The organism is Burkholderia sp. Bp9143 (genome assembly GCF_003853645.1).
Taxonomy (GTDB): domain Bacteria; phylum Pseudomonadota; class Gammaproteobacteria; order Burkholderiales; family Burkholderiaceae; genus Burkholderia.
The window spans coordinates 116,747-141,265 of record NZ_QTPO01000003.1 but is presented as its reverse complement, the minus strand read 5'-3'; the positions used below and the strand labels follow the sequence as shown (position 1 = coordinate 141,265).

23 protein-coding genes and 3 riboswitches are annotated in these 24,519 nt (G+C 70.9%); of the genes, 10 read left to right on the top strand and 13 right to left on the bottom strand.

Annotated features, from left to right (window positions below; genetic code table 11):
- Positions 1-29: 29 nt before the first annotated feature.
- The 3 genes from DIE23_RS03270 to cbiE are packed head-to-tail and all read right to left on the bottom strand — an operon-like array spanning position 30 to position 3,081.
- On the bottom strand, positions 30-761 hold the full coding sequence (locus DIE23_RS03270) for a cobalt-precorrin-6A reductase (RefSeq protein WP_124610771.1): 732 nt from the start codon (positions 759-761) through the stop codon (positions 30-32).
- A complete protein-coding gene (locus tag DIE23_RS03265; RefSeq protein WP_124610770.1) occupies positions 758-1,846 on the bottom strand; it encodes a cobalt-precorrin-5B (C(1))-methyltransferase in 1,089 nt (362 codons plus the stop codon). Before DIE23_RS03265 ends, DIE23_RS03270 begins: the two co-directional genes overlap by 4 nt.
- Positions 1,846-3,081, bottom strand: coding sequence for a precorrin-6y C5,15-methyltransferase (decarboxylating) subunit CbiE (gene cbiE / locus DIE23_RS03260; RefSeq protein WP_124610863.1), 1,236 nt, complete (start codon positions 3,079-3,081; stop codon positions 1,846-1,848). Before cbiE ends, DIE23_RS03265 begins: the two co-directional genes overlap by 1 nt.
- A gap of 204 nt (positions 3,082-3,285) precedes the next feature.
- Positions 3,286-3,478, top strand: a riboswitch (cobalamin riboswitch).
- Between the two features lie 106 nt (positions 3,479-3,584).
- Here cbiE and cobG point away from each other — a divergent pair.
- The 6 genes from cobG (at position 3,585) to DIE23_RS03230 (ending at position 9,250) form a co-directional block, all read left to right on the top strand.
- Positions 3,585-4,946: a precorrin-3B synthase gene (gene cobG, locus DIE23_RS03255; RefSeq protein ID WP_311767799.1), complete on the top strand. Its 1,362-nt coding sequence runs from the start codon at positions 3,585-3,587 to the stop codon at positions 4,944-4,946.
- Positions 4,939-5,565, top strand: a complete 627-nt coding sequence (locus tag DIE23_RS03250; RefSeq protein WP_124610768.1) for a precorrin-8X methylmutase — start codon at positions 4,939-4,941, stop codon at positions 5,563-5,565. The genes cobG and DIE23_RS03250 overlap by 8 nt, the downstream gene beginning before the upstream one ends.
- Complete coding sequence (locus DIE23_RS03245; protein WP_124610767.1) at positions 5,562-6,296, top strand: precorrin-2 C(20)-methyltransferase; 735 nt, start codon at positions 5,562-5,564, stop codon at positions 6,294-6,296. Before DIE23_RS03250 ends, DIE23_RS03245 begins: the two co-directional genes overlap by 4 nt.
- Complete coding sequence (gene cobJ, locus DIE23_RS03240) at positions 6,293-8,020, top strand: precorrin-3B C(17)-methyltransferase (protein ID WP_124610766.1); 1,728 nt, start codon at positions 6,293-6,295, stop codon at positions 8,018-8,020. Before DIE23_RS03245 ends, cobJ begins: the two co-directional genes overlap by 4 nt.
- Before the next feature lie 397 nt (positions 8,021-8,417).
- Positions 8,418-8,660, top strand: coding sequence for a hypothetical protein (locus DIE23_RS03235; protein WP_124610765.1), 243 nt, complete (start codon positions 8,418-8,420; stop codon positions 8,658-8,660).
- A 161-nt stretch (positions 8,661-8,821) separates the two neighbouring features.
- A complete protein-coding gene (locus tag DIE23_RS03230; protein WP_124610764.1) occupies positions 8,822-9,250 on the top strand; it encodes an NUDIX hydrolase in 429 nt (142 codons plus the stop codon).
- A gap of 15 nt (positions 9,251-9,265) precedes the next feature.
- Here DIE23_RS03230 and DIE23_RS03225 read toward each other — a convergent pair whose 3' ends face one another.
- The 8 genes from DIE23_RS03225 to DIE23_RS03190 form a co-directional block, all read right to left on the bottom strand.
- A complete protein-coding gene (locus tag DIE23_RS03225) occupies positions 9,266-9,592 on the bottom strand; it encodes a low molecular weight protein tyrosine phosphatase family protein (RefSeq protein WP_124610763.1) in 327 nt (108 codons plus the stop codon).
- A gap of 36 nt (positions 9,593-9,628) precedes the next feature.
- A complete protein-coding gene (locus DIE23_RS03220; RefSeq protein WP_124610762.1) occupies positions 9,629-10,201 on the bottom strand; it encodes a DUF1993 family protein in 573 nt (190 codons plus the stop codon).
- 120 nt (positions 10,202-10,321) lie between these two features.
- Entirely contained in the window at positions 10,322-10,774 is a 453-nt protein-coding gene (locus tag DIE23_RS03215) for a YaiI/YqxD family protein (protein WP_124610761.1), read from the bottom strand.
- Between the two features lie 75 nt (positions 10,775-10,849).
- Positions 10,850-11,458: a VWA domain-containing protein gene (locus DIE23_RS03210; RefSeq protein ID WP_124610760.1), complete on the bottom strand. Its 609-nt coding sequence runs from the start codon at positions 11,456-11,458 to the stop codon at positions 10,850-10,852.
- Positions 11,459-11,526: 68 nt separating this feature from the next.
- Positions 11,527-12,615 carry an ATP-binding protein gene (locus DIE23_RS03205; protein ID WP_124610759.1) on the bottom strand — a complete coding sequence of 363 codons (1,089 nt, stop codon included), beginning with the start codon at positions 12,613-12,615 and terminating at the stop codon, positions 11,527-11,529.
- Positions 12,612-16,421, bottom strand: coding sequence for a cobaltochelatase subunit CobN (gene cobN, locus DIE23_RS03200; protein ID WP_124610758.1), 3,810 nt, complete (start codon positions 16,419-16,421; stop codon positions 12,612-12,614). The genes DIE23_RS03205 and cobN overlap by 4 nt, the downstream gene beginning before the upstream one ends.
- A gap of 6 nt (positions 16,422-16,427) precedes the next feature.
- The gene (gene cobW / locus DIE23_RS03195) at positions 16,428-17,516 is read right to left on the bottom strand and encodes a cobalamin biosynthesis protein CobW (protein WP_124610757.1); all 1,089 of its coding nucleotides are present in this window, start codon (positions 17,514-17,516) and stop codon (positions 16,428-16,430) included.
- Positions 17,517-17,541: 25 nt separating this feature from the next.
- Positions 17,542-18,600, bottom strand: coding sequence for a HoxN/HupN/NixA family nickel/cobalt transporter (locus DIE23_RS03190; protein ID WP_124610756.1), 1,059 nt, complete (start codon positions 18,598-18,600; stop codon positions 17,542-17,544).
- Between the two features lie 187 nt (positions 18,601-18,787).
- Positions 18,788-19,051, bottom strand: a riboswitch (cobalamin riboswitch).
- A gap of 125 nt (positions 19,052-19,176) precedes the next feature.
- Positions 19,177-19,412: riboswitch (cobalamin riboswitch) on the top strand.
- 169 nt (positions 19,413-19,581) lie between these two features.
- On the opposite strand from DIE23_RS03190, the gene cobA reads away from it, so the two are divergent.
- Genes cobA through DIE23_RS03170 form a run of 4 tightly spaced genes read left to right on the top strand, consistent with a single transcriptional unit; the run spans position 19,582 to position 22,650 of the window.
- The gene (gene cobA, locus DIE23_RS03185) at positions 19,582-20,331 is read left to right on the top strand and encodes a uroporphyrinogen-III C-methyltransferase (RefSeq protein WP_124610755.1); all 750 of its coding nucleotides are present in this window, start codon (positions 19,582-19,584) and stop codon (positions 20,329-20,331) included.
- On the top strand, positions 20,328-20,705 hold the full coding sequence (locus DIE23_RS03180) for a cobalamin biosynthesis protein (RefSeq protein WP_124610754.1): 378 nt from the start codon (positions 20,328-20,330) through the stop codon (positions 20,703-20,705). Before cobA ends, DIE23_RS03180 begins: the two co-directional genes overlap by 4 nt.
- Positions 20,706-20,739: 34 nt before the next feature.
- Complete coding sequence (gene cobO / locus DIE23_RS03175) at positions 20,740-21,342, top strand: cob(I)yrinic acid a,c-diamide adenosyltransferase (RefSeq protein ID WP_124497561.1); 603 nt, start codon at positions 20,740-20,742, stop codon at positions 21,340-21,342.
- A gap of 3 nt (positions 21,343-21,345) precedes the next feature.
- Positions 21,346-22,650 (top strand): cobyrinate a,c-diamide synthase, encoded by a 1,305-nt coding sequence (locus tag DIE23_RS03170; RefSeq protein ID WP_124610753.1) that lies wholly within the window; start codon positions 21,346-21,348, stop codon positions 22,648-22,650.
- A gap of 25 nt (positions 22,651-22,675) precedes the next feature.
- Here DIE23_RS03170 and bamE read toward each other — a convergent pair whose 3' ends face one another.
- Together bamE and DIE23_RS03160 are read right to left on the bottom strand one after the other, a co-directional pair.
- Entirely contained in the window at positions 22,676-23,215 is a 540-nt protein-coding gene (gene bamE, locus DIE23_RS03165; RefSeq protein ID WP_124610752.1) for an outer membrane protein assembly factor BamE, read from the bottom strand.
- Between the two features lie 99 nt (positions 23,216-23,314).
- The gene (locus DIE23_RS03160; RefSeq protein WP_124610751.1) at positions 23,315-24,478 is read right to left on the bottom strand and encodes a M20 aminoacylase family protein; all 1,164 of its coding nucleotides are present in this window, start codon (positions 24,476-24,478) and stop codon (positions 23,315-23,317) included.
- Positions 24,479-24,519: the final 41 nt, after the last annotated feature.

The window sequence follows — 24,519 nt, the reverse complement described above, 5'->3', positions numbered from 1 at the left end:
CAATTCATTGGGCAGCCGGTCGCGCCGCATCACGCGCGCGCGGCCGGGTCGATCGCATCGAGCAGCGCGGCGGCCGAGTCGAATGCGCGATCGGCGTCGGGCAGCGACGGGCGTTTCAGCATCACGACCGGCAGCCTGCGTTCGCGCGCGACGTCGAGCTTGGCCTCGGTCGCGGCGCCGCCGCTGTTCTTGCTGACGACGACGTCAATGCCCGCGAGCGCGAACAGCGCGCGCTCGCTCTCGAGCGTGAACGGCCCGCGCGCGGCGACGATCTGCGCGCGCGCGTTGCCGGGATGCGCATCGAGGCAGCGCACCAGCCAGAACTGGTGCGGCGGGATCGCGTCGAGATGCGCGAGCGGTTCGCGGCCGAGCGTGAACAGCGGCCGCCGGAACGGCGCGAGCGCGGCCTCGATGCCGGCCCAGTCGTCGACCATTCGCCAGTCGTCGCCGGGGCCGGGTGTCCACGGCGCGCGGCGCAGCGCCCACAGCGGCACGCCCGCGTCGCGCGCGGCGGCTGCCGCGTTCGCGCTGATTTGCGCGGCGTACGGATGCGTCGCGTCGATCACGAGGCCGATGCCGGCACTGCGCAGATACGCGGCCAGCCCCGCGGCCCCGCCGAAGCCGCCGACGCGGACGTTGCAGCGCAGGTCGTCGGGCACCTTGCCGAGGCCCGCGAGGCTGTAGACGTGTTGCGGACCGAGCGCGCGTGCAATCTTCAGCGCGTCGCCGGTGCCGCCGAGCAGCAGGATGCGCGCGCTCATCGTGCGCGCCCGACGAAGCGGCCCTGCCGGTCGATCGCGAACATCTCGACCGCGACCGATGCCGGCACGATGTCGCGCGCGACCCGCAGCGCTTGTGCGCAGACGAGGTCGCCGAGCGGCACGCCGTCGGCCAGCGCAAGCTTCAGCGCTTCCTGGCTGGTATTCGCCGCGCGCATCGCGGCCTGCAGCGCCTCGTTCGCGCCCGCCTCGGCCGCCCACTGCGCGAGCAGCGGCAGGTCGATGCTCGAATGGCGGCTGTGCAGGTCGAGATGGCCGGCCGCGAGCTTGCTGAGCTTGCCGAAGCCGCCGCACATCGACAGCCGTGCGACCGGCGCGCGGCGCAGGTGCTTCAGCACCGCGCCGGCGAAATCGCCCATTTCGATCAGCGCCATGTCGGGCAGCCCGTAGTGCGCGCGCATCGCATCCTCGCTCGCGTTGCCGGTGCACGCGGCGATGTGCGTGATGCCGTTCGCGCGGGCGACGTCGATGCCCTGGTGGATCGACGCGATGTACGCCGAGCACGAGAACGGCCGCACGATGCCGGTCGTGCCGAGGATCGACAGGCCGCCGACGATGCCGAGACGCGGGTTCATCGTCTTCAGCGCGAGCACCTCGCCGCCCTCGACGCCGATCGTCACGTCGAAGCCGCCCGTGTAGCCGTATTCGGCCGCGAGCGCGTCGAGGTGCGTGGTCATCATCTGGCGCGGCACCGGATTGATCGCCGGTTCGCCGACCGGCAGCGTGAGTCCCGCGCGCGTGACGGTGCCGACGCCCGGCCCCGCATGAAAACGCACGCCGGGCGCGGCCGACAGCGCGACGCGCGCGAAGATCAGCGCGCCGTGCGTGACGTCCGGATCGTCGCCGGCATCCTTGATGGTGCCGGCCTCGGCGCCGTCGGCCGTGGTCCGGCAGAACGCGAGCCGCATCATCACGTGCTGCCCCTTCGGCAACACGATTTCGACCGCATCGACCGCGCGGCCCGCGAGCAGCAGGCGCGCGGCGGCGAGCGACGTCGCGGTCGCGCAGCTGCCGGTCGTATAGCCGAACCGCAGCGGTGCCGGTTGTTCGGGGGTTTCGTCGCGCATCACGCGAGGTCCGTGAATTCCGTTGCCGTGGAATCGGGCTTGCGCACGTCATACAGCGTGACGGGCAACGGCTGCCGCCACGTGTCGAAGCGACCGAGCGGCTCGGCGTGCGCGAGCGATACGCGCGTGAGCGTGCCGCCGTGCGCGTCGCGCCACGCGGCGAGCGCCAGCTCGCCCTGCAGCGTGACCGCGTTCGCGACGAGCCGGCCGCCGGGCTTCAGCGCCGACCAGCACGCGTCGAGCACGCCGGGCGCGGTCGCGCCGCCGCCGATGAAGATCGCGTCGGGCGCGGCGAGCCCCGCGAGCGCATCGGGCGCGCGCCCCGTGACGAGTTGCAGGCCCGGCACGCCGAGCGCGTCGCGGTTGTGCTCGATGAAGCGCTGGCGCTCCGCGTGCGACTCGATCGCGATCGCCTGGCACGACGGATGCGCGCGCATCCACTCGATGCCGATCGAGCCGCTGCCCGCACCGACGTCCCACAGCAGTTCGCCGGGCGCGGGCGCGAGGCGCCCGAGCGTCAGCGCGCGCATGTCGCGCTTGGTGAGCTGGCCGTCGTGGCGGTACGCGTCGTCGGGCAGGCCGGGCGTGAGTGCGCGGCGCGGCGCATCGGGGCCGGCCTGGCAGTCGAGCGCGACGAGATTGAGCGCGGCGGTTTCGTCGACGTGCCAGTCTTGCGCGAGGCCGTCGATGCGCCGCTCGAGCGGGCCGCCGAGATGTTCGAACACGCTGATGCGCGTCGGGCCGAAGCCGCGCGCGACAAGCTCGGCGGCGACCGTGGCCGGCGTGCGGCCGTCCGCGCTCAGCACGAACAGGCGCCGGCCCGGCAGCAGATGGCGCGCGAGCGTCGCGAGCGGCCGGCCGACGAGCGATACCGCGCCGACGTCCTGCAACGCCCAGCCGAGCCGCGCGGCCGCCAGCGACAGCGACGACGGTGCGGGCAGCACGCGCCATTCATCGGGGGACAGTTCGCGCGCGAGCGTCGCGCCGACGCCGAACAGCATCGGGTCGCCGCTCGCCAGCACGCAGACGGGAGAACCGCGCTGCGCGAGCAGGCCCGACAGGTCGAACGGCGACGGCCACGCCGCGCGTTCGGCCGGCAGCCGCGCGGGCAGCATGTCGAGGTGCCGCTTCGCGCCGACGACCCGCGTCGCCTCGAGCAGCGCGCGCCGCGCGCTGCGCCCGAGCCCCGCGTAGCCGTCGTCGCCGATGCCCACTACCGTCAGCCACGCCGTCATGCACCCTTCCCCATCGTCCGATTCCATCGAGTCGCCGCACGGCGCCCGTGAAGGCGCCGGTGCGGCCGTCCGCATTGCGAAAGTCGGCATGGTACCGTGTTCCTCCGCGCGTTTCATCTGCGGGCGCGCCGACGCCGGGCCGCGTTTCGCATCGGCCACGGCGCCCGCCCGGCGGTCGCGAAGCGGCGCTGAAATCGGGTATCCTACGGCCGTTCGTTCGCCGGTGCCCTTCGGGGCCGAAGAGGGAACACAGGGCGCGTCGCGCGCCGCTGTGGCTGCCCCCGCAACTGTAGACAGCGAGCCGATCTCCCCCCTCATGCCACTGGTTTCACCGGGAAGGCCGGGAGCAGGCGCCGACCTGTCAGCCAGGAGACCTGCCGGCATGAAAGTGCGTGCGTGCCAGTCGGCGTCGGGCGGGGTGTACCGATGCGTTGGCCGCGGCGCGACACTGTTCCGGTATCCCGTTGAGTTCCGTCCCCGTTTCGATTCCTGCGTCGTCCGTCGTGCGCCCGTCGGCCTGCCCGGGGCTCGTGCGCGTCGTCGCGGCCGCCGACGGCGGGCTGTGTCGGATCAAGCTGCCGGGCGGCCGGCTCGACGCGCGGCAGGCGCGCGCGATCGCCGCCGCCGCGCGCGCCTGCGGCTCCGGCGCGATCGACGCGACCAATCGCGCGAATCTCCAGCTGCGCGGCATCCGCGACGGCATGGCCGATACGCTGGCCAACGCATTGCTCGACGCCGGCCTGGGCCCGCGTGCGAGTGCCGGTGATGCCGCCGCCGACCGGGCCGCGCTCGCCGCGAGCGACGACGTCCGCAACCTGATGCTCAGCCCGCTCGCGGGGCGCGATCCCGGCGCACTGCTCGACACCCGCGCACTCGCGCTTGCGCTACTCGACATGCTGACGCACGAGCCGCGCCGCGGCGAGGTGTCGCCGAAATTCTCGATTCAGCTCGACGGCGGCGAAGCGGTCGCGGCGCTCGATCATCCGCACGACATCTGGCTCGCCGCGTGGCGTCGTGGCGACGGTGCGGTCCGCATTGCCGCGGGGCTGGCCGGCTGTCCGCCGGTCGCGCCCGGCGATCCGCCCGCTTCGTTCGACGTGGCGCCGGACCAGGCCGTCGCGCTCGTCCGCGCGTTGCTGCTCGCATTCCTCGATCTTGCGCCGGCCGACGTCACGCGGATACGCGCGTGGCTCGCGACCGGCGGCGCACGTGCGTTGCGCGAGCGCGCGCAGCATTACGTACCCTTCCCGCTCGAAGCCGATCCGGCACTGGCCGGCTGGCGGCGCACGCCAGCGGATGCCGCGCTGCGTTTCGGTGCGCGGCCGTCGCGCGACGCGGATCGCTGCAGCGTCGGCGCGCAGTTCGTGCTCGGCCGGCTCGACGCGTCGCAACTGGAACGGCTCGCGGCGCTGGCCGAAGCCGAAGGCGACGGCACGTTGTCGATGACGCCGTGGCAAGGCATCTTCGTGCACGGCGTGTGGCACGAACGTGCGCCGGCCGTGCTCGACGCGCTCGCGTCGCTCGGGCTCGTGTGCACGACATCCGACCCGCTGGCGGCGCTGGTTGCCTGCACCGGCAGCGCGGGCTGCGCGAAGTCGCGCGCCGATACGAAACACGATGCGCTCGCGCTGGCCGTGCGCGTCGGCCAGCCGGTCGACGTGCACCTGACTGGCTGCGAACGCCATTGTGCGCTGCCACACCCCGCGACGCACACGCTCGTCGCGGTCGCGCCCGCACGCTACGACCTTTACCGGCGCGACGCCGCCGCGGGCCTCGGCGCCCCGCTCGCGCGCCATTTGACGATTGAACAGGCCGCGGCCCGACTGACGGGCGCGCGGCACAGCCAGGACACCACCGATGCTTGACTACATTCGCGACGGGCAGGAAATCTACCGCCAGTCGTTCGCGACGATCCGCGCCGAGGCCGACCTGTCGCAGGTTCCGCCCGATCTCGAGAAGCTCGCGGTGCGCGTGATCCACGCGTGCGGGATGGTCGATGTCGCCTACGACCTGCGCTTCTCGGCCGGCGCCGGCACGGCGGGCCGCACCGCGCTCGCGGCCGGCGCGCCGATCCTGTGCGACGCGAAGATGGTTGCCGAAGGCATCACGCGCGCGCGGCTGCCGGCCGGCAATCGCGTGATCTGCACGCTCGGCGAACCGGAAGTGCCTGACCTTGCGCGGCATCTCGGCAACACGCGCTCGGCCGCGGCGCTCGAACTGTGGCGCCCGCATCTGGCCGGCAGCGTCGTCGTGATCGGCAATGCGCCGACCGCGCTGTTCCACCTGCTCGACATGATCGACGCCGGTGCGCCGCGCCCCGCGCTGATCCTCGGCTTTCCGGTCGGCTTCATCGGCGCGGCCGAATCGAAGGCGGCGCTCGACGCGAACAGCCGCGGCGTGCCGTACGTCGCGCTGCTTGGCAGGCGCGGCGGCAGCGCGATGGCGGCTGCCGCGGTCAACGCACTCGCGACGGAGGCCGAATGACGGCCCCGCGCGGACGCCTGTTCGGGGTCGGCGTCGGCCCCGGCGACCCTGAACTGATGACGATCAAGGCGCTGCGGGTGCTGCAGGCCGCGTCGGTGGTCGCGTATTTCGTCGCGAAGGGCAAGAAAGGCAATGCGTACGGTATCGTCGAGGCACACCTGCTCGACGCGCAGACGCAACTGCCGCTCGTCTATCCGGTGACGACCGAGGCGCTGCCGCCGCCGCTCTGCTACGAGACCGTGATTGCCGACTTCTACGACACGGCCGCGGAGATCGTCGCGTCGCACCTCGACGCCGGGCGCGACGTCGCGGTGATCTGCGAAGGCGATCCGTTCTTCTACGGGTCGTACATGTACCTGCACGATCGCCTCGCGCCGCGCTACGACACCGAAGTGATCCCGGGCGTGTGCGCGATGCTCGGCGGCACGGCCGTGCTCGGCCAGCCGCTCGTCTATCGCAACCAGAGCCTGTCGGTGCTGTCCGGCGTGCTGCCGGAGGACGAATTGCGTGCACGGCTCGCGCAGGCCGACGCGGCCGTCGTGATGAAGCTCGGCCGCAACTTCGACAAGGTGCGGCGCGTGCTCGACGAACTGGGGCTCGCGAAGCGCGCGCTGTACGTCGAGCGCGCGACGATGGCGACGCAACGCATCGTGCCGCTCGACGAAGTCGATCCGATGGCGTCGCCGTATTTTTCGCTGCTCGTCGTGCCGGGGGAAAAATGGCAAGGATGACGACTCCGCCCGCGATCGTGATTCTCGGCGCGGGCGCGCTCGATACCGCGCGGCGCATCCAGGCACGCTATCCGGGTGCCGTCGTGCATGGGCTCGCGTCCCGCGTCGAGGCCGACGTGCCGTTCGACGAGCTCGGCGCGCACCTGCGCGAGCTGTACGCGCGCGGCTTGCCGATCGTCGCGCTGTGCGCGGCCGGCATCGTGATTCGTTGCGTCGCGCCGGCGCTGGCCGACAAGGGTGTCGAGCCGCCCGTGCTCGCGGTCGCGGAAGACGGTTCGGCCGTCGTGCCGCTGCTCGGCGGGCTGACGGGCGTCAACGTGATCGCGCGCGAAATCGCCGAGTGCCTCGGCGTCGCACCGGCGATCACGACGAGCGGCGAGCTGCGCTTCGGCGCGTGCGTGCTCAATCCGCCCGACGGCTATGCGCTCGCCGATCTCCAGCAAGGCAAGCGCTTCGTGTCCGACCTGCTCGCGGGCGCGGCAACACGCGTCGACGGCGCGGCGCCGTGGCTCGACGACGTCGCGCTGCCGCGCGACGACGCGGCCGCGCATGCGATTCGCGTGACGCCCAATGCGTGGCGCGGTGCGCGCGACGAACTCGTGATCCATCCGCGCAGCGTGGTGGTCGGCATCGATGCGCGTGGTGTGCAGGCCGACGCGTCGCCATCGCTTGCCGAACGCATCGACGCGTTGCTCGATACGCACGGTCTCGCGCGGCTGGCGCTTGCCGCGCTCGTCGCACCGGCGACGTTGCTCGGCGATGCGCGGGTGGAAGCGGCGGCTCAAACGTTGGGGGTGCCGCTGCGTTTCGCCGATGTCGATGTCGACGGCGACGGAGCTGGCGGCACCGATGCCACCGCCCTGCTCGGCAACACATTGCGCGTGGCGCATACGCTGCGCGCAACGTCCGACGGCCTCGCCTGCGCGGTCGCGGCGCAGCCCGTCGATCCCGCCGCGCTCGGCCGTGCGCGCGGCCGCCTGACGGTGCTCGGCCTCGGCCCGGGCGCTGCCGCGTGGCTCACGCCCGCCGCGCGCGGCGCGCTCGCGGACGCCACCGACATCCTCGGCTATACGACCTACGTGACGATGGCCGGCCCGTTCCGCGCGGACCAGCGCGTGCATGGGACTGACAATCGCGAGGAAATGCAGCGCGCGCGCCATGCGTTCGAACTGGCGGCCCAGGGCCGGCGCGTCGCGGTCGTGTCGTCGGGCGACCCGGGCGTGTTCGCGATGGCCGCGGCCGTGCTCGAAGCACTCGACGAGACGCGCGATCCGCAATGGGCCGCGGTCGAGCTGCGCGTCGAACCCGGCGTATCGGCATCGCTCGCGACCGCCGCGCAGGCCGGCGCGCCGCTCGGCCACGATTTCTGTGCGATCTCGCTGTCGGACAACCTGAAGCCGTGGGACGTGATCGAGACGCGCCTGCGACATGCGGCGCAAGCCGATCTCGTGATGGCGTTCTACAACCCGATCTCGCGTGCGCGGCCGTGGCAGCTCGATCGTGCGCTCGATGCCGTGCGCGCGCACCGTGCGGCCGATACGGTCGTCGTGCTCGGCCGCGATATCGGCCGGCCCGGCGCGACGCTCGTGACGACGACGCTCGGCGCGCTGCGCAGCGATCAGGTGGACATGCGCACGATGGTGATCGTCGGTTCGTCGACGACGCGGCGTTTCGCGATCGGCGACGGACGTGAGTGGGTTTATACGCCGCGCTGGTATCGCTGAACGCGGCCGCGCGACGCGCGGCCGGCGCACATCGCGCGACGCCAGTAATCCGCGTGCCGGCCGGCGTTGCCGGTTCGCTGGAACCGGTCCATGCAAGCGTCGGCCGTGCGCGGCGGCACGGGTCGAGCGTGGCCGACTCGGCTTCACAGCGCCATCCGGCGGAAAAATCGCCCGCTTCGCGTTTCGATATGCGATCGAATCGGCAAGATCGTTACGTATCGGGAATCGAATAACGAAAAGAACACCTTTAGTTGTCAAGCCGGACATGCTGCCGCTGCGTGCGGATCGCCCGGTCACCCGCAACCGGGGACGATGCCGAACGCGGGACGGTTGCGGCGCCATGCCGCCGTTCGCTAAGCTCGCGGAACGTGCTTATCTGACCAAAGGTGGACTTTTCATGAAACGCATGCTGCTCGCGGCCATCGTGCTGGTGTCGACGCTGAGTGTCGCTCGCGCGCAAACCCAGACCTTCCATTTTGGCGAGGGACAATCTGCCCCGCGGGCCGCCGCGCCGGTGGCACGGCCCGCGCCCATGCGCCCGCATGTGACGCCGCCGCATCACCATCGGCATGCCGTCCACAAACGGCGCCACGGACGGTCCGGGAAGCCGGCTCACTCGGCGATCGACACGCACGCATGACGCGATGCGCGTTGCGCTGGGCAACGCACGGAACTGTCACGAACGCCCGGTATGATCGGCGCGGCGGCTTGCATGCCGTCGTGCCCGACGATCGGGCGACAGGCCGGCAGCACCGGTCGACGTGCATTTCCCTCCACGATTCAGCACCTGTTTTGCCGAACATGAATACCGGGCCGGATACCGTCGCCAGCATCAAGGAACGCGCCACGATCGTGTGCCGCCAGCGCAGCAGCGTGCTGCTGGTCGCGCGTAGCGCGGCGCGCTGGTCGCTGCCGGGCGGCACGATCCGGCGCGGCGAGACGCCGCTGGAGGCCGCGCGGCGGGAGCTGGCGGAGGAAACGCGGCTGGAGGGGCTCGCGCTCGACTATGCGGTGCAGTTCGGCGGCCTCACGAAGCTCCATCACGTGTTCGTGGCCGACGTGCCGAAACACCTGACCCCGCGTGCGAGCAACGAGATCGCGCGCTGCAAGTGGTTCGACGTCGAGCGGCTCGAGACGCTGCGCGCGAGCGTGCCTACCCGCAAGATCATCGAACTGCTGCACCTCGACCGCATTTCCGCGCTCGCGGACGGGCCGCTTCGCTCGCGCTGAACCGGCCCGCGCCGCTCACGCGCGCAGCAACGGCCCGGCCTTGCGCTCGAGCAGCGCGACCAGTTCGGGCTGCATGTACGCGTAGCGGTCGGGAATGTCGAGGCAGACGATCTGCTTGTGCTTCAGCCGGGCGCCGAATTGGGCGGACAGCTTCGCTTTGTGCGCGCGTTCCATCACGAACACGATCTCGGCCCATTCGAGCTGTTCCGCGGACAAGCGCGTGTCCGCGTCTGGCGCGAGGCCCGCTGAGTCGGTTTCGACGCCCGGCCACGCGGCGAATACCACCTCGGCCGTCGGGCTGCGCAGCCGGTTGCGGCTGCAGATGAACAGGGCCCGCGTCATGCCGCGGCGCCGCGGCCGGATCGTCCGCTCATCCGCTCAACCCTGAGGAATCGTGCCGGGCCGCACGTACGCCAGCATGTGCGGCACGTAGTCGGCCTTGCCGAGCTCGACGCCGTGATGGCGCAGGATCGCGTACGCGGCGATCGCGTGAAAGTAGAACTGCGGCAGCGCCCAGTCGCGCGCATACTGCTCGCCCGTCATGTCGAACGCGATGCCGTTCGGCAGTTCGAGCGCGATCGGCAGCGCGGCGCCGCCGTCGAGCGCGTCGGGGGCGAGTTCGCCGAGGAACGCGATCGTGCCGGCGAGGATGCCCTGTGCGTCGCTCAGCGTGCCGGGCTGCGCATCGGCATGCCAGCCGGCTTCCCGCAACGCCAGCAGCGCATCCGGCAGCGGCTCGCCGCGCAGCCGGTAGACAGGTTCCATGGCCTGGAAGCACGAAAACCGCACCTGGGCGGCGAGCGGATACATGTCGGGCGCGAGCTTCAGCGTCAGCACCGCGTCGGGCGCGTCGCCGTCAGCCTGCCGGTGCGCCACGGCCTTGTCGAGCCACGCGGATTGCGCGCGCAGCATCTGGGTGAACGTCGGAACGAGAAGTTGGGTCGGTGACATCCATGCCCTCCGATGGGTCGTTCGCGCCACGACATCCATGTCGAGGCGAATTCGTATTCTGCCGTAGCCGGCGATTCGACGCGAAAACGGTGACGTATCGCACGACCGACGCCCGGTGCGTCACGGCGTGCCGCGGCGTGCCAGGAACCGATCGAGCTGCGACGCGAACGTCTTGCCATCGCGTGCGCTGAACGGCGCCGGCCCGCCCGTATCGATGCCCGCGCTGCGCAACTGATCCATCATCGCGCGCGTCGACAGGCGTTCCTCGATGTTCTCGCGGCTGAACCAGTTGCCGCGCGGGTCGAGCGCATGTGCGCCCTTGTCGAGGACGGCGGCGGCCAGCGGGATGTCGGCGGTGATCACGAGATCGCCGGCTTCCGCGAGCTCGACGATTCGCGCATCGGCTACGTCGAAGCCGGCCGGCACCTGCAGCGCCTTGATGAACGGCGACGGCGGCGTGCGCAGGAACTGGTTCGCGACCAGCGTCACACAGATCTCGGCACGACGCGCGGCGCGAAACAGCATGTCCTTGATGACGGCGGGACACGCGTCGGCATCGACGAGTACTTGCATGGCAGGCATTCCGGTGAGTAGAAACGGCGATCATAGCGCAGCGCCGGCGATCGTCCAGCACGGCCGATCGCCGGATCAGCCGGCCAGCTCGGGGGACAGTGACGCTGCCGTCATCCATTGCGCGCCCCATGCATCGGCGAGCCGCCTGCCCTGCCCGATCCGCACGGCCGCGTCGTCGAAGTCGACGAACACGACGTGATCGGCGGCCGCCGGTTTCGGCGGCGTTTCGCGCGTGCGTCCGTCGGACAGCACCCACAGCCAGCGCTGCTTGTCCGGCGTACGCCGTGCATCGTGCGCGAGCACTTGCGCGGCGGCCGCGATGCCGTCCGCGAGCGGCGTGCCGCCGCCGCCGTCCACCGGTTCGAGCCAGCGCGCATTCCACCAGCGCGGCACGGCCGGGCCGAAGCGCCGCGCGGCGCCGTTGCCGCCGAAGCAGATCAGCGCGGTTTCCACGCGCTCGCGCGCGGCCTGATCGAAGTACGCGACGATCAACCCTTTCGCGAGCGCGAGCCGTTCGTGCGACAGCATCGACGCCGAACAGTCGAGCACGAAGCAATGGAGTGCGCGCGGTGTGCCGGCCCGTTTGCGAAAACGCAGGTGGTCGGCGTGCAGCGGGCCGCCGCGCTTCGCGGCGAGCGTCGCCGGCCATGCAACGGCCGTGCCGGCACGCACCGTACCCGGCACGCGCGCGGCAGCGCCTGGCTGCCATCGAGGACCGCGAACCGTGTTCGCGGCGGCGTCGGCTCGATGGCTCAGCGTTTTTTTAGCGGTAGCGGCACCACGCCTTTCACGTCGCGCAGCCCGGCCGGCTCGGGCGGCAGGTAGCCCCAGTCGCCTTGTGACGCGGTCGCATCGTTTCGCGCCGCGCCCGATTGATCGTCAGGATGCCGGCGCGTGTCCGGCGGCGAACGGCCGTCGCGGTTGCCCTCGCCCTCTCCATTCGACTGCGACGCGCCCGACGACGGCGGCGTACCCGCATGACGCCGATGCCGCAGCACCGCGTCGGCCACGCGTTCGACATGCGGCACCGTCACCGCGTCGGCCTGTTCCAGCGCCGCGAGCGCGCGCGCGGCGCGCAGCATCACGAGGTCGGCGCGCAGGCCGTCGACGGCCGCGTCGATGCACAGCGCGCTGACGCGCGCGTGAACCGCATCGTCGAAATCCAGCGTCGACAGTCGCGCCCGCGCCGCGTGGATCCGGTCGCCGAGCGCGCGCTGCGCAGCCGCGTGACGTGCACGGAACGCGTCCGGATCGAGATCGAACGCGAGGCGCGCCTTCACGATCTGCTCGCGCTGCGCGGCGTCGAAGCAGTTCTCGAGCTCGACCATCAGCCCGAAGCGGTCGAGCAGTTGCGGGCGCAGTTCGCCTTCTTCGGGATTCATCGTGCCGACCAGCACGAAGCGCGCGTCGTGCGCGTGCGACACGCCATCGCGCTCGACCACGTTCACGCCGCTCGCGGCGACATCGAGCAGCGTATCGACGAGCCCGTCGGCGAGCAGGTTCACCTCGTCGACGTACAGCACGCCGCGATGCGCGCGCGCGAGCAGGCCCGGGCGAAAGCGCACGCCGTTTTCGGCGAGCGCATGCGCGAGATCGAGCGTGCCCGTGACCTGCTCGTCGCTCGCCGACAGCGGCAGCGTGACGAATGCCCCTTCGGGCAGCAGTTCGGCGAGCGCGCGCGCGGCGGTCGATTTCGCGGTGCCGCGCGGCCCGCTGACGAGCACGCCGCCGAGCGACGGGTCGATCGCCGCCAGCAGCAGCGCCCGCTGCAACGGTTGCTGTGCGACCAGCGCCGCGAACGGGAACACCGCGCGTGCGCGATGCGTCGTCGGATCGGTCATCGCCGTCCCCCTTCCTGAAGTTGTTCGCTGTCGAGCCAGACCGCTTCGATCCGCTCGCGATAGTCGCCCGGCTGCTGCCACAGCCCGCGCTGCATCGCTTCGACGAAGCGTTCGCAGATGCCATGCAGCGCCTTCGGGTTGTGGTGCTCAAGGAACGCGCGCGTGTCGTCGTCGAACAGGTATGCGTCGGCGACGAGCGCGTACTGGTGGTCCGACAGCACGCGCGCGGTCGCGTCATAGCCGTACAGGTAGTCGACGGTCGCGGCCATTTCGGCCGCGCCCTTGTAGCCATGACGCTTCACGCCGTCGAGCCATTTCGGATTGACGACGCGCGAGCGGATCACGCGCGCGATTTCCTCGCGCAGCGTGCGCATCTTCGGCGCGACCGGGTTCGCATGGTCGCCGTGGTAGATGCTCGGCTGCTGCCCGGACAGGTGGCGCACGGCCGCCGTCATCCCGCCCTGGAACTGGTAGTAGTCGTTCGAGTCGAGGATGTCGTGTTCGCGGCTGTCCTGGTTCTGCACGACGACGTCGATCGTCGCGAGCCGCTCGCCGAACACGTCGGGGGCGGCGTCGCCCGCGCTGTTCTGCGCGTACGCATGGCCGCCCCACTGGCGATACGCGTCGGCGAGGTCGGCGTCGGTCTGCCAGCGGCGCTGGTCGATCAGGTCCTGCAGGCCGGCGCCGTAGCTGCCCGGCCGCGCGCCGAACACGCGCCAGCCGGCACGGCGCCGCGCTTCGTCCGGCGCCACGCCCTGCTCGATCCATGTCGCGCGTTCGCGCTCGATGCGCGCGCGGATCGGGTTCAGTGCCTCGGGCTCGTCGAGCGCAGCCACAGCCTGCACGGCCGCGTCGAACAGGTGCATCAGGTTCGGGAACGCGTCGCGGAAGAAGCCCGACACGCGCAGCGTCACGTCGATGCGCGGCCGGTCGAAGATCTCGATCGGCAGGATCTCGAAGTCGGTCACGCGATGGCTGCCGTGCGCCCATTTCGGCCGCACGCCGATGAGCGCGAACGCCTGCGCGATGTCGTCGCCGCCGGTGCGCATCGTGGCGGTCCCCCAGACCGACAGCCCGATCGCGCGCGGATAGTCGCCGTGATCCTGCAGATGGCGTTCGATCAGCTGCTGCGCGGATTTCAGCCCGAGCGACCACGCGGCCTGCGTCGGCACCGCGCGCGTATCGACCGAATAGAAGTTGCGGCCCGTCGGCAGCACGTCGGGGCGGCCGCGCGACGGCGAACCGCTCGGCCCCGGCGGCACGAAGCGGCCGTCGAGCCCGCGCAGCAGCTGGCGCATTTCCTCGCCGCCGCACGCGTCGAGCGCGGGCAGCAGCGCCGTGCGAACGCGTTCGAGCACGGCGAGCGTGTGCGGCCATGCACCCGGCGGCGTCGCATCGATGCCGGGATCGCCGCCGGCATTCGCGCACAGCCCGTCCAGCCACTGCTGCGCAAGCCGTTCGAGCCGCTCGCGCGTATCGCCCGCATGGCGCCACGGCGATGCGTCGAGCGCTTGCAGCGCGGCCGGCCGCGGGCCCGTCCACGGCGCGGCCCAGTCGGCCGCGAGCGGATCGAAATCGTCGCCGAGCGCGAGATCGCGCGCGAGCGCGCCGATCAGCCCCGCGCGTGCGCCCTTGCCGTCGCCGACCGGAAAACGCGCGAGCGCGAGCAGCGTGTCGCGCCGCTGACGGTCGGCCGGCGACGCACCGAACACGTGCAGCCCGTCGCGAATCTGCGCTTCCTTCAATTCGCACAGCCACGCGTCGACGCGCGTCAGCAGCGCATCCTCGTCGCCCGCATCGCGCGGCGGCGACACGCTCAGTTCGTCATGCAGCCGGTGTTCGGCGATCGTCGCGAGGATCGTCTTGCGCAGCAGCCTGGCGCGCCGCGCATCGACCATCAGCGCTTCGTAGTACTCGTCGACCTGCCGTTCGAGATCCTGCAGCGGGCCGTAGTTTTCCGCGCGCGTGAGCGGCGGCATCAGGTGATCGACGATCACCGCCTGCGCGCGGCGTTTCGCCTGGCTGCCCTCGCCCGGATCGTTGACGATGAACGGATACAGGTGCGGCAGCGGTCCGAGCGTCAGGTCGGGCCAGCACGCGTCGGACAGCGCGACGCTCTTGCCCGGCAGCCATTCGAGGTTGCCGTGCTTGCCGAGGTGGATGACCGCGTCGATGCTGAACGCATCGCGCAGCCAGAAATAGAACGCGAGGTACGCGTGCGGCGGCACGAGGTCCGCATCGTGGTAGCTCGCATAGTCGTTCTCGCCGCGCGAACGCGACGGCTGGATGCCGACGAACACGTTGCCCGCGCGCCAGCCGGCGATCGTGAAGCGCCCCTGCCGCAGCGTCGGGTCCGCTTCGGGCGGGCCCCAGCGTGCGTTCAGCGCGTCGCGCACGGCGGCCGGCAGCCGCGCGAAATGCGCGACGTAGTCGGCCAGCGCGAAGCTCTGGAACGCGGGGCGCAATGCGCGCACGGCCGGATCGTTGGTCACGCCTTCGGTGAGCCGCGCGATCAGCGCGTCGCCGTCGGCCGGCAGGTCGGCCACGGCATAGCCCGCCTCGCGCAGCGCCGCGAGCACGCGCAGTGCGGACGCCGGCGTATCGAGCCCGACGCCGTTGCCGATCCGCCCTTCGCTTTGCGGATAGTTCGCGAGGATCAGCGCGATGCGCTTGTCGGGATTGTCGAGCGTGCGCAGCCGGCACCAGCCGCGCGCGAGCGCCGCGACGAACGCGATCCGTTCGGCGTCGGGCTGGTAGCGCACGACGTCGACTTCGGTGTGCGGACAACGATACGCCAGCCCCTTGAAGCTCACCGCGCGCGTGACGATGCGCCCGTCGACTTCAGGCAATGCGATGTGCATCGCGATGTCGCGCGCGTGCAGCCCCTGGTTGTCGGCCACCCACGCGTCGCGGTTGCCGCCGGACAGGATCACCTGCAGCACCGGCGCGTCGCCCGCGAGCACGTCGGGTTCGGGGCTGTCGATTGCGCCGGCCGCGAAGGCCGTGGTGTTCAGCACGAGCGCGACGCCATGCGTGTCGCAGAGCTGCGTGATGACCTCGCGGCTCACGGCATCCTTCAATGACGTGACCGCGATCGGCAGCGGATTGAGCCCTTCGCGCACGAGGGCATCTGCCAGCGCGTCGAACACGGCGGTGTTCGCGGCCTGCCAGTGCGCACGATAGAACAGGATCGCGACGACGGGCGCGCCGGGCGTCCAGCGCGCTCGCCAGTCGTCGACGCTCGCCGGGTCGCGCGCCGGGTGATACAGCGCGGCGGCCGGTAGCGGGCGCGGCGGCTCGGGGGCGTCGCCGAAACCGAGCGTATGGAACGCGATGCTGCGCAGCAACGCGTCGGCGTTGTGCATCCCGCCTTCGCGCAGATAGCGCCACCACAGCCGGCACAGGTCGGGCGCGACCGTGCTCTTCGCGACGAGGTTCGGGTCTTCCTGCAGGTCGCCGGAGAACATCGCGAGCCGTTGCCCGCGCTTCGACGCGAGCGACACGGCCTGTTCGATCCCGTACGGCCAGTATGCCTCGCCGCCGAGATGATCGATCACGACCGTCTTCGCGTGACGCAGCACGTCGTCGACATAGAAATCGACCGACGCCGGCTGCCGCAGGAACGTGACGTTCGCGAGCCGCACGCTCGGAAAGCCGGCCGGCAGCTTCGGCACGACGCTGGCCAGCAGCGACAGCGTCGTGTCGGCCGAGCTCAGGATCACGATGTCGGCCGGCTGCTGGTCGATCCGGACGACACCCTGCGTATCGTCGACGAAGCCTCCCGGCGTGGTGCGCAGCAGATGCATCGCGCGTTACGCCTGTTGCATGTCGGCCGCGCACGCGGCGTCGAACGCGCGCTGCAGCGCGGCTGCGTCGAGATCCTCGCCGATCAGCACGAAGCGGCTCGCACGCGTCTCGCCGTCCTGCCAGCGACGGTCGAAATAGCTGTCGAAGCGGCGGCCGACGCCCTGGATCACGAGTCGCATCGGCGCATCGGGCAGCGCGGCGAAGCCTTTCGCGCGATAGATCGTGTGCGTCTCGACGACGCGCTGCAGCGCGGCGATCGTCGCCTCGCGCGACCCCGCGTCGCCCGACACCACCACCGAATCGAAATCGTCGTGATGGTGGTCGTGATCGCCGTCGTCGGCCGAGCCGTGATGGTCGTGCCGCAGGTGGATCGTTTCCTCCGATGCCGATTCGAGGCCCAGCAGCATCGCGAGGTCGAGCTCGCCGCGCGTCGCGCGCACGATCTTCACCTGCGGCGGGATTTCCTCGCGGATCGCGGCTTCGACCTCGGCGAACTGCGCGTCGGCGACCAGGTCGGCCTTGTTCACGATCACGAGATCGGCGGACGACAGCTGGTCGGCGAACAGTTCGTGCAGCGGCGACTCGTGGTCGAGATTCGGATCGGCGCGGCGCTGCGCGTCGACGGCCTGCGGGTTCTCGGCGAACTGGCCGCTCGCGGCGGCCGGCCCGTCGACGACGGTCACGACCGCGTCGACCGTGAAGCTGTTGCGGATCGTCGGCCAGTTGAAGGCCTGCACGAGCGGCTTCGGCAGCGCGAGGCCCGACGTCTCGATCAGCACGTGGTCGATGTCGGCACGGCGCTCGACGAGCGCTTCCATCACCGGATAGAACTCCTCCTGCACGGTGCAGCACAGGCAGCCGTTCGCGAGTTCGTACAGCTGGCCCGACGCTTCGCCCGGGGTGCCCTCTGCGTCCTCGCAGCCGATCCCGCAGCCCTTGAGGATTTCGCCGTCGATGCCGAGCTCGCCGAATTCGTTGACGATCACCGCGATGCGGCGGCCTCCGGCGTGCTGCAGGATGTGGCGCATCAGCGTGGTCTTGCCGCTGCCGAGAAAGCCCGTGACGATCGTGACGGGAAGCTTGCGTAGGGTCATGGTGGGTCCTGTGTCGAAAAGGGTGTCAGGCCGAGAGCGTCACGTCGATCTCGTCGTAACGTTTGAGGCGGTAGATCGCGGCCGACACGATCCAGCACGCGAGGAACAGGCCGATCACGACATAGCCGAGCATCCCGAAATGCGATGCGACCATCGTCGCGAAATTCCATACCGGGCCCTGCAGCGAGAGTTTATCCGCGAGCAGCGCGAGCACCTCGATGCCGCCGATCAGCGCGGCAACCAGCACCGACACGAACGTGATCGTCATGTTGTAGTAGATCTTGCGGATCGGCCGCACGTACGCCCAGCGGTACGCGCCCATCATCAGGATGCCGTCGGTCGTGTCGACGAGCGTCATGCCCGCGGTGAACAGCACCGGCAACACCATCACCGACCAGAACGACAGGCCGCCCTGCACTTGCGTGGCCGAAATGCCGAACAGCGCGATTTCGGTCGCGGTATCGAAGCCGAAGCCGAACAGGAAGCCGACCGGATACAGGTGCCAGCTGCGCGACACGAGGCGGAACAGAGGCCGGAACAGGCGGGCCAGCACGCCGCGCTGGTTCATCAGCATGTCGAGGTCGGCGTCGACGATCGGCTCGCCGCGGCGGGCCGCGCGAAACGTCCGGTAGACGGAGATCAGGATCAGCAGGTTGGCGGCCGCGAGCACCAGCAGGAAGAATGCCGACACGCTCGTGCTGATCACGCCGCCCCAGGTCTTCATGCTCTCGAAGCGCGCGAGCGATGCCGCGGTCAGCGCGACCGCCACGGACATCACGATCACCACCGTCGAGTGGCCGAGCGAGAAGAACAGGCCCGCGCCGAGCGGGCTGCGGCCCTCCTGCATCAGCTTGCGCGTGACGTTGTCGATCGCGGCGATATGGTCGGCGTCGACCGCATGGCGCAGCCCGAACACGTAGGCGAGCAGCGCGGTACCCAGCAGCACCGGCTGGTCGCGAAACGCGACGAATGCCCAGATCCACGCGCCGGCGTTGAACGCGACGAGCAATGAATAGATCGCGACGATTTTGCCGCGCAGCCCGGACGGGCTGTCGTTGAACAGGCGGAAGAACGAGTCGAGCATGATGCTCCTTTGCGAACGGTCGACATGATGAATGCCAACACGACCGTCGTTGGCCCGGCGCGCGGCGCCGGCCGTTCCTCGCTCCGGCCCGCGCGTGTGCAGCGGCTGACGGATCGGCGGAGGAAGCGGGCAACGCTCGGGCGTCCGGCGAACTGCGGCCGTGGACGATGCGCCGCCTCCCCGCGGCGCTGAACCCCAACGTTTCGGCCGGTATCCGGGCTGACGAACACGCCGCTTCGCCTTCCCGGATGCGCGGCATCCAGTGGCGGTCGTCCGCATGCGGCAGGCATGCGGCGAAGCGGCGCTGCATCGCGCTGGGCGCGACGCGTTCGCTTACCGTTGCGGGGGCAGCACAGGTTGGCTCGACTGCGGCGCAGGCAGGCTCCCTGTTTCCCGTTTAACTGCGCGCGCCGGAAGAGCGCGCGCGAGCACCAAAACGCGTGCGAGTGTAGGCGGCGGTGCGGGGAGCGTCAAGGCGGAACGGGCCGCCGCGGCGCGTTCGGCGTGGCCGCGGCACCGTGCGGGGGGCGCCCGCCGCGCCCGCGCGGCGGGTTCGCGCGGGCCGACCGCTGTGCTATCGTATGCGCCGCGTTCGGTGCTCGCATGCGTATTCCGCGCACGCAGTTAAACGGGAAACAGGAGGCGGAAGTCCGCCCGGCCTGTGCTGTCCCCGCAACGGTACGCCGCCCGCGCGCCGCGGTTCCCCCGCACGCGCCCAGGCCGCCCGCGATGCCACTGCCCTTCAGCGGGCGGGAAGGTTGCGGCCTGGCAAGCGGCCAGCCCGGATACCGGCCGACGCAAGGGGCGAGCCCGCTGCTCGCCGAACGCCCGATCCGCGGGGGACGGATGGGGTGCGCTTTCCGCCCGCGCTCGCGCGGGCTTTGCCCGATCCGTCATGCCTTGCCTGTCCGCCGGCCGCCGATGTGCCGCTCGCTGTCCCCTTTCCACTGCTACGACACGGTGTGCGCCGTGCCGCGTCCGATGAGCCGCGCCTGGCTCGTCGGCGCCGGCCCCGGCGACGCCGATCTGCTGACGCTGAAGGCCGTGCGCGCGATCGCCGCGGCCGACGTGCTGCTCGTCGACGATCTCGTGAACCCCGACGTATTGCGCCATGCGCGCGCCGACGCGCGTATCGAGCACGTCGGCAAGCGCGGCGGCCATGCGTCGACACCGCAGGAAGCGATCGTCGCCGCGATGCTCGCGCACCTGCGCGCGGGCCGCAGCGTCGCACGGCTCAAGGGCGGCGACCCGTTCGTGTTCGGCCGCGGCGGCGAGGAACTGCTCGCGCTCGGCGCGGCCGGTTTCCCGGTCGAGATCGTGAACGGCATCACGGCCGGGATCGCGGCCCCGGCCGCGCTCGGCATTCCGGTCACGCATCGCGGCGACGCGCAGGGCGTGATCTTCGTCACGGGCCACGGCGCGGGCGCCGACGAACCCGACTGGCGCGCGCTCGCCGCGACGCGGATGACGATCGTGATCTACATGGGCATACGCCGGCTCGACGCGATCGTGGCCGCGCTGCGTGACGGCGGCGTGCCCGGCGACACGCCGTGCGCGGCGATCGAGAACGCGACGCGTGACGGCCAGCGGCACGTGCTCGCGACGCTCGACACGATCGTCGAACGCGTTGGCGCGACCGGTATCGGTTCGCCCGCGATCGTCGTGATCGGCCGCGTCGCGGCACTCGCCGACGATCCGGCGGTGCGCGCGGCGCTCGGCGGCCGCGCATGATGCGCGTCGCGCTCGGTGTCGGTTTCCGCGCCGGCGTGACGGCCGCGCAACTCGATGCCGCGATCCGTGCGGCGCTGGCGCACTACCCGGGCGCCGAGCCGGCCGTCGTCGCGACGCTTGCCGACAAGGCGCGTGCCCGGCCGCTGCGCACGCTGTGCGCGCGCCGCGGCTGGCCGCTGGTTGCGTTCGACGCGGCGCAGCTCGCGCAGTGTCCCGAACCGGCATTGAGCGGCCCGTCTGCTGCCGCGCTCGCGCGTTTCGGCGTCGCGGGCGTGGCCGAGCCGTGCGCGCGGCTCGCGGCGCCCAATGGCCGGCTGCTCGGCCCCAAATCCATCCGGGACGGCGTGACGGTCGCGCTCGCCGGCCCGCTCTGAACCCTTTGTTTCGCTTTCGACAGGACGATTCCCGATGAAGACCGATGCCGAATCCCATCAGCGGATGACCGAACGCCGCCGCGCCGGCCATGAAAAGAAGCAGGCTGCCGCCACCCAGGAAAAGGGCCTGCTGATCGTCAACACCGGTAACGGCAAGGGCAAGAGCACGGCCGCGTTCGGCATGGCCGTGCGCGTGCTCGGCCATGGCATGCGGCTCGGCGTCGTGCAGTTCATCAAGGGCGCGCTGCACACGTCCGAGCGCGACTTCCTCGGCGCGGTCGCGGAATGCGACTTCGTGACGATGGGCGACGGCTATACGTGGAACACGCAGAACCGCGACGCCGACATCGCGACCGCGCGCAAGGGCTGGGACGAGGCGCGCCGGATGATCGAAAGCGGCGAGTACCGGATGGTGATCCTCGACGAGCTGAACACCGTGCTGAAGTACGAATACCTGCCGCTCGACGAGGTGCTCGCAACGCTCGTCGCGCGGCCGGATTCGGTGCACGTCGTCGTCACCGGCCGGCATGCGCCCGATGCGCTGATCGATGCGGCCGACCTCGTCACCGAAATGCGGCTCGTCAAGCATCCGTACAAGGAGCAAGGCGTGAAGGCGCAGCGCGGCGTGGAGTTCTGACCGATGCCGGCCTGCCCCGCGTTGTTCGTCAGCGCACCCGCGTCCGGCCAGGGCAAGACGTCGGTGACGGCCGGCCTCGCGCGGCTGCACCGGCGGCTCGGCCGGCGCGTGCGCGTGTTCAAGACCGGGCCGGATTTTCTCGATCCGATGCTGCTCGAACGCGCGAGCGGCGCCCCCGTGCATGCGCTCGACCTCGGGATGGTCGGGGAAGCCGGCTGCCGTGCGCTGCTTGCCGATGCGGCGCGCGACGCGGACCTGATCCTGATCGAAGGCGTGATGGGGTTGTTCGACGGCACGCCGAGCAGCGCCGATCTCGCGGCCGCGTTCGGCGTGCCGGTCGTCGCGGTGATTTCCGCGAAGGCGATGGCGCAGACGTTCGCGGCAATCGCGTTCGGGCTCGCACGGTTCCGGCCGGAGGTGCCGTTTCACGGCGTGCTGGCGAACCGCGTCGGGTCGCCGCGACACGCGGAACTGTTGCGGCAGGCGCTGCCGGACGACTTGCGCTGGCTTGGGCACGTGCCGGCGGATGCGGGCATCGCGCTGCCCGAGCGGCATCTCGGCCTGCACCAGCCGGCCGACATCGACGACCTCGATGCGCGGCTCGAGCGCGCGGCCGACGTGCTCGCGCGGACAGCGCTCGCCGAATTGCCGCCCGCCGTCTCGTTCGCGGCACCGGACGTCTGCGCCCCGTTGCCGCGTGCGCTCGCCGGCAAGCGGATCGGGATCGCGCGCGACGCGGCGTTCTCGTTCATCTATCCGGCCAATCTCGCGCTGCTCGATACGCTCGGTGCGCAGTTGCGATTCTTTTCGCCGCTTGCCGACGAACCCGTGCCGGACGATTGCGATGCGCTGTTCCTGCCGGGCGGCTATCCGGAGTTGCATGCGGCGACGCTCGCGGGGAATGCCGTGACCGCGCGGACGATTCGCGCGCACGTGGCCGCCGGCCGGCCGATCGTCGCGGAATGCGGGGGGATGGTGTATCTGTGCGAATCGCTGACCGACGTGGACGGCGTGACGAGGCCGATGCTCGGGCTGCTGTCGGGCCATGCGACGATGCAGCGCCGGTTCGCGGCGCTCGGGATGCAGCAGCTGGGCACGCGCACCGGACCGATGCGCGGTCATACGTTTCATTACTCGCGGCTCGATACGCCGCTGGCGCCGGCGGCGGCCGCTGCCCGGCCCGATGGGGCGCCCGGCAGCGGCGAAGCGGTTTATCGCACGGGCCCGATCGTCGCGACGTACATGCACATGTACTGGCCGTCGAATCCGGAGATGGCGGCGGCGCTGTTCGGCGGTACGGCGTTCTGACGGAACGCGGTGAAGCGCCGCGAGGTCAGGGTTTCTCGCGGCCCGGCGCTTCCGAACGCGAAGTCCGGACCACGGTGCCGTCGGGCGAGAAATGCGCGTTGAACATCGCACTGCCCGATACGCCGCCCTCGGCCCAGTGCCAGCTCCATACCTCTTCGTGGCTCAACGCGTATTGCGCGACCTCGGTCGGCTTGCCGAGCAACTGCCGCACGTCGTCCTTCGACATCCCGGGCACGACTTTCGCGAGGTTCGCCGCCGTCAGCGCCTGCATGATCGACACGAGCCGACCGTCCGGACCGAAATCGAGCATGTAGGTGCTGGTGCCGTACGGACCGCGCGGATACTCGAACCGCTGCGCGCCGTCTTCGCGTTGCCTGACCATCTCGGGCTTGCCGGCCTGGCGGAGCACGTCCTCGGCCGTCGAGACGCCTGGCTGCAGATTGCCGAATGCCATCGGATCGGGCTTGAGCGCATTCACCGCGTCGGCGACCTTCTGGTCGTCGCATCCGGCCGCCAGAACGCTGAACGCGCAAGCCGTCAGCACCGTCAAAAGTTGTCTTCGCATGGGGGCGCACCTGTATTCATCGAGCCGGTCCGGCGTCGCGCGCAGCGTAGCACGCGGCCCGTCCCGTCGATGTCAAGAAGCGTCAAACGCGCCGACGCGTCACACCAGAAACGCCTCCGCCAGCTTGACCCAGTACGACGCACCGATCGGCAGTGCCGCGTCGTTGAAGTCATAGCCGGGGTTGTGCACCATGCAGCCGCCCTCCCCGTCGCCGTTGCCGATGATCAGGTAGCAGCCCGGCCGCTTCTCGAGCAGGAACGCGAAATCCTCGCTGCCGGTGAGCGGCACCATCCCGTCGATCAGGTTCGCTTCGCCGACCCACTCTCGCGCGACGCCGCGCGCGAATGCCGTCATCTCCGCATCGTTGACGAGCACCGGGTAGCGGCGCTGGTAGTCGATCGTCGCGGTTGCGCCGAACACGGCCGCCTGCGCATGAATGACTTCCTTGATGCGCGTCTCGAGCAGGTCGCGCACTTCGGGCTTCAGCGCGCGCACGGACAGGCGCATCTGCGCGCGGTCGGGAATCACGTTCGGCGCCTCGCCCGCGTGGATCGCGCCGACCGTGACGATCGCCATGTCGAGCGGCGACACGTTGCGCGACACGATCGTTTGCAGCGCGATGACGATCTGCGCGCACACGACGACCGGGTCGATCGCCTTGTGCGGCACCGCGCCGTGGCCGCCGCGCCCCTGCACGTCGACGATCACGGTATCCGACGACGCCATGAACGGCCCCGGCAGGAAGCCGAACTTGCCGGTCGGGAAGCCCGGCATGTTGTGCATCGCGAAGATCGCGTCGCACGGGAACTGCTCGAACAGCCCGTCGTCGAGCATTTTCTTCGCGCCGCCGAGCCCTTCCTCGGCCGGCTGGAAAATCAGGTTCAGCGTGCCGGAAAAGCGGCGCTCACGCGCCAGGTGCTTCGCGGCCGCGAGCAGCATCGCCGTGTGACCGTCGTGGCCGCACGCGTGCATCTTGCCCGGGATCGTGCTCTGGTACGGCAGGCCGGTCGACTCGTGGATCGGCAGCGCGTCCATGTCGGCGCGCAGGCCGAGGCGCTGTGTGCCGCTGCCGACCTTCAGCTGCGCGACGACACCGGTGCCGCCGAGCCCGCGATGCACCGTGTAGCCCCACGCCTGCAACTGCCCGGCGACGAGGTCGCTCGTCGCGAATTCCTCGAAGCCCAGTTCGGGGTGGGCATGAATGCGGTGCCGGATCTCGATCATTTCGTCGGCGAGGCCTGCGGGGATCACGCTGTGCGTCACGGTGTCGTCTCCTGGGTTTCGTGGGGAATGTGCAGGCAAGG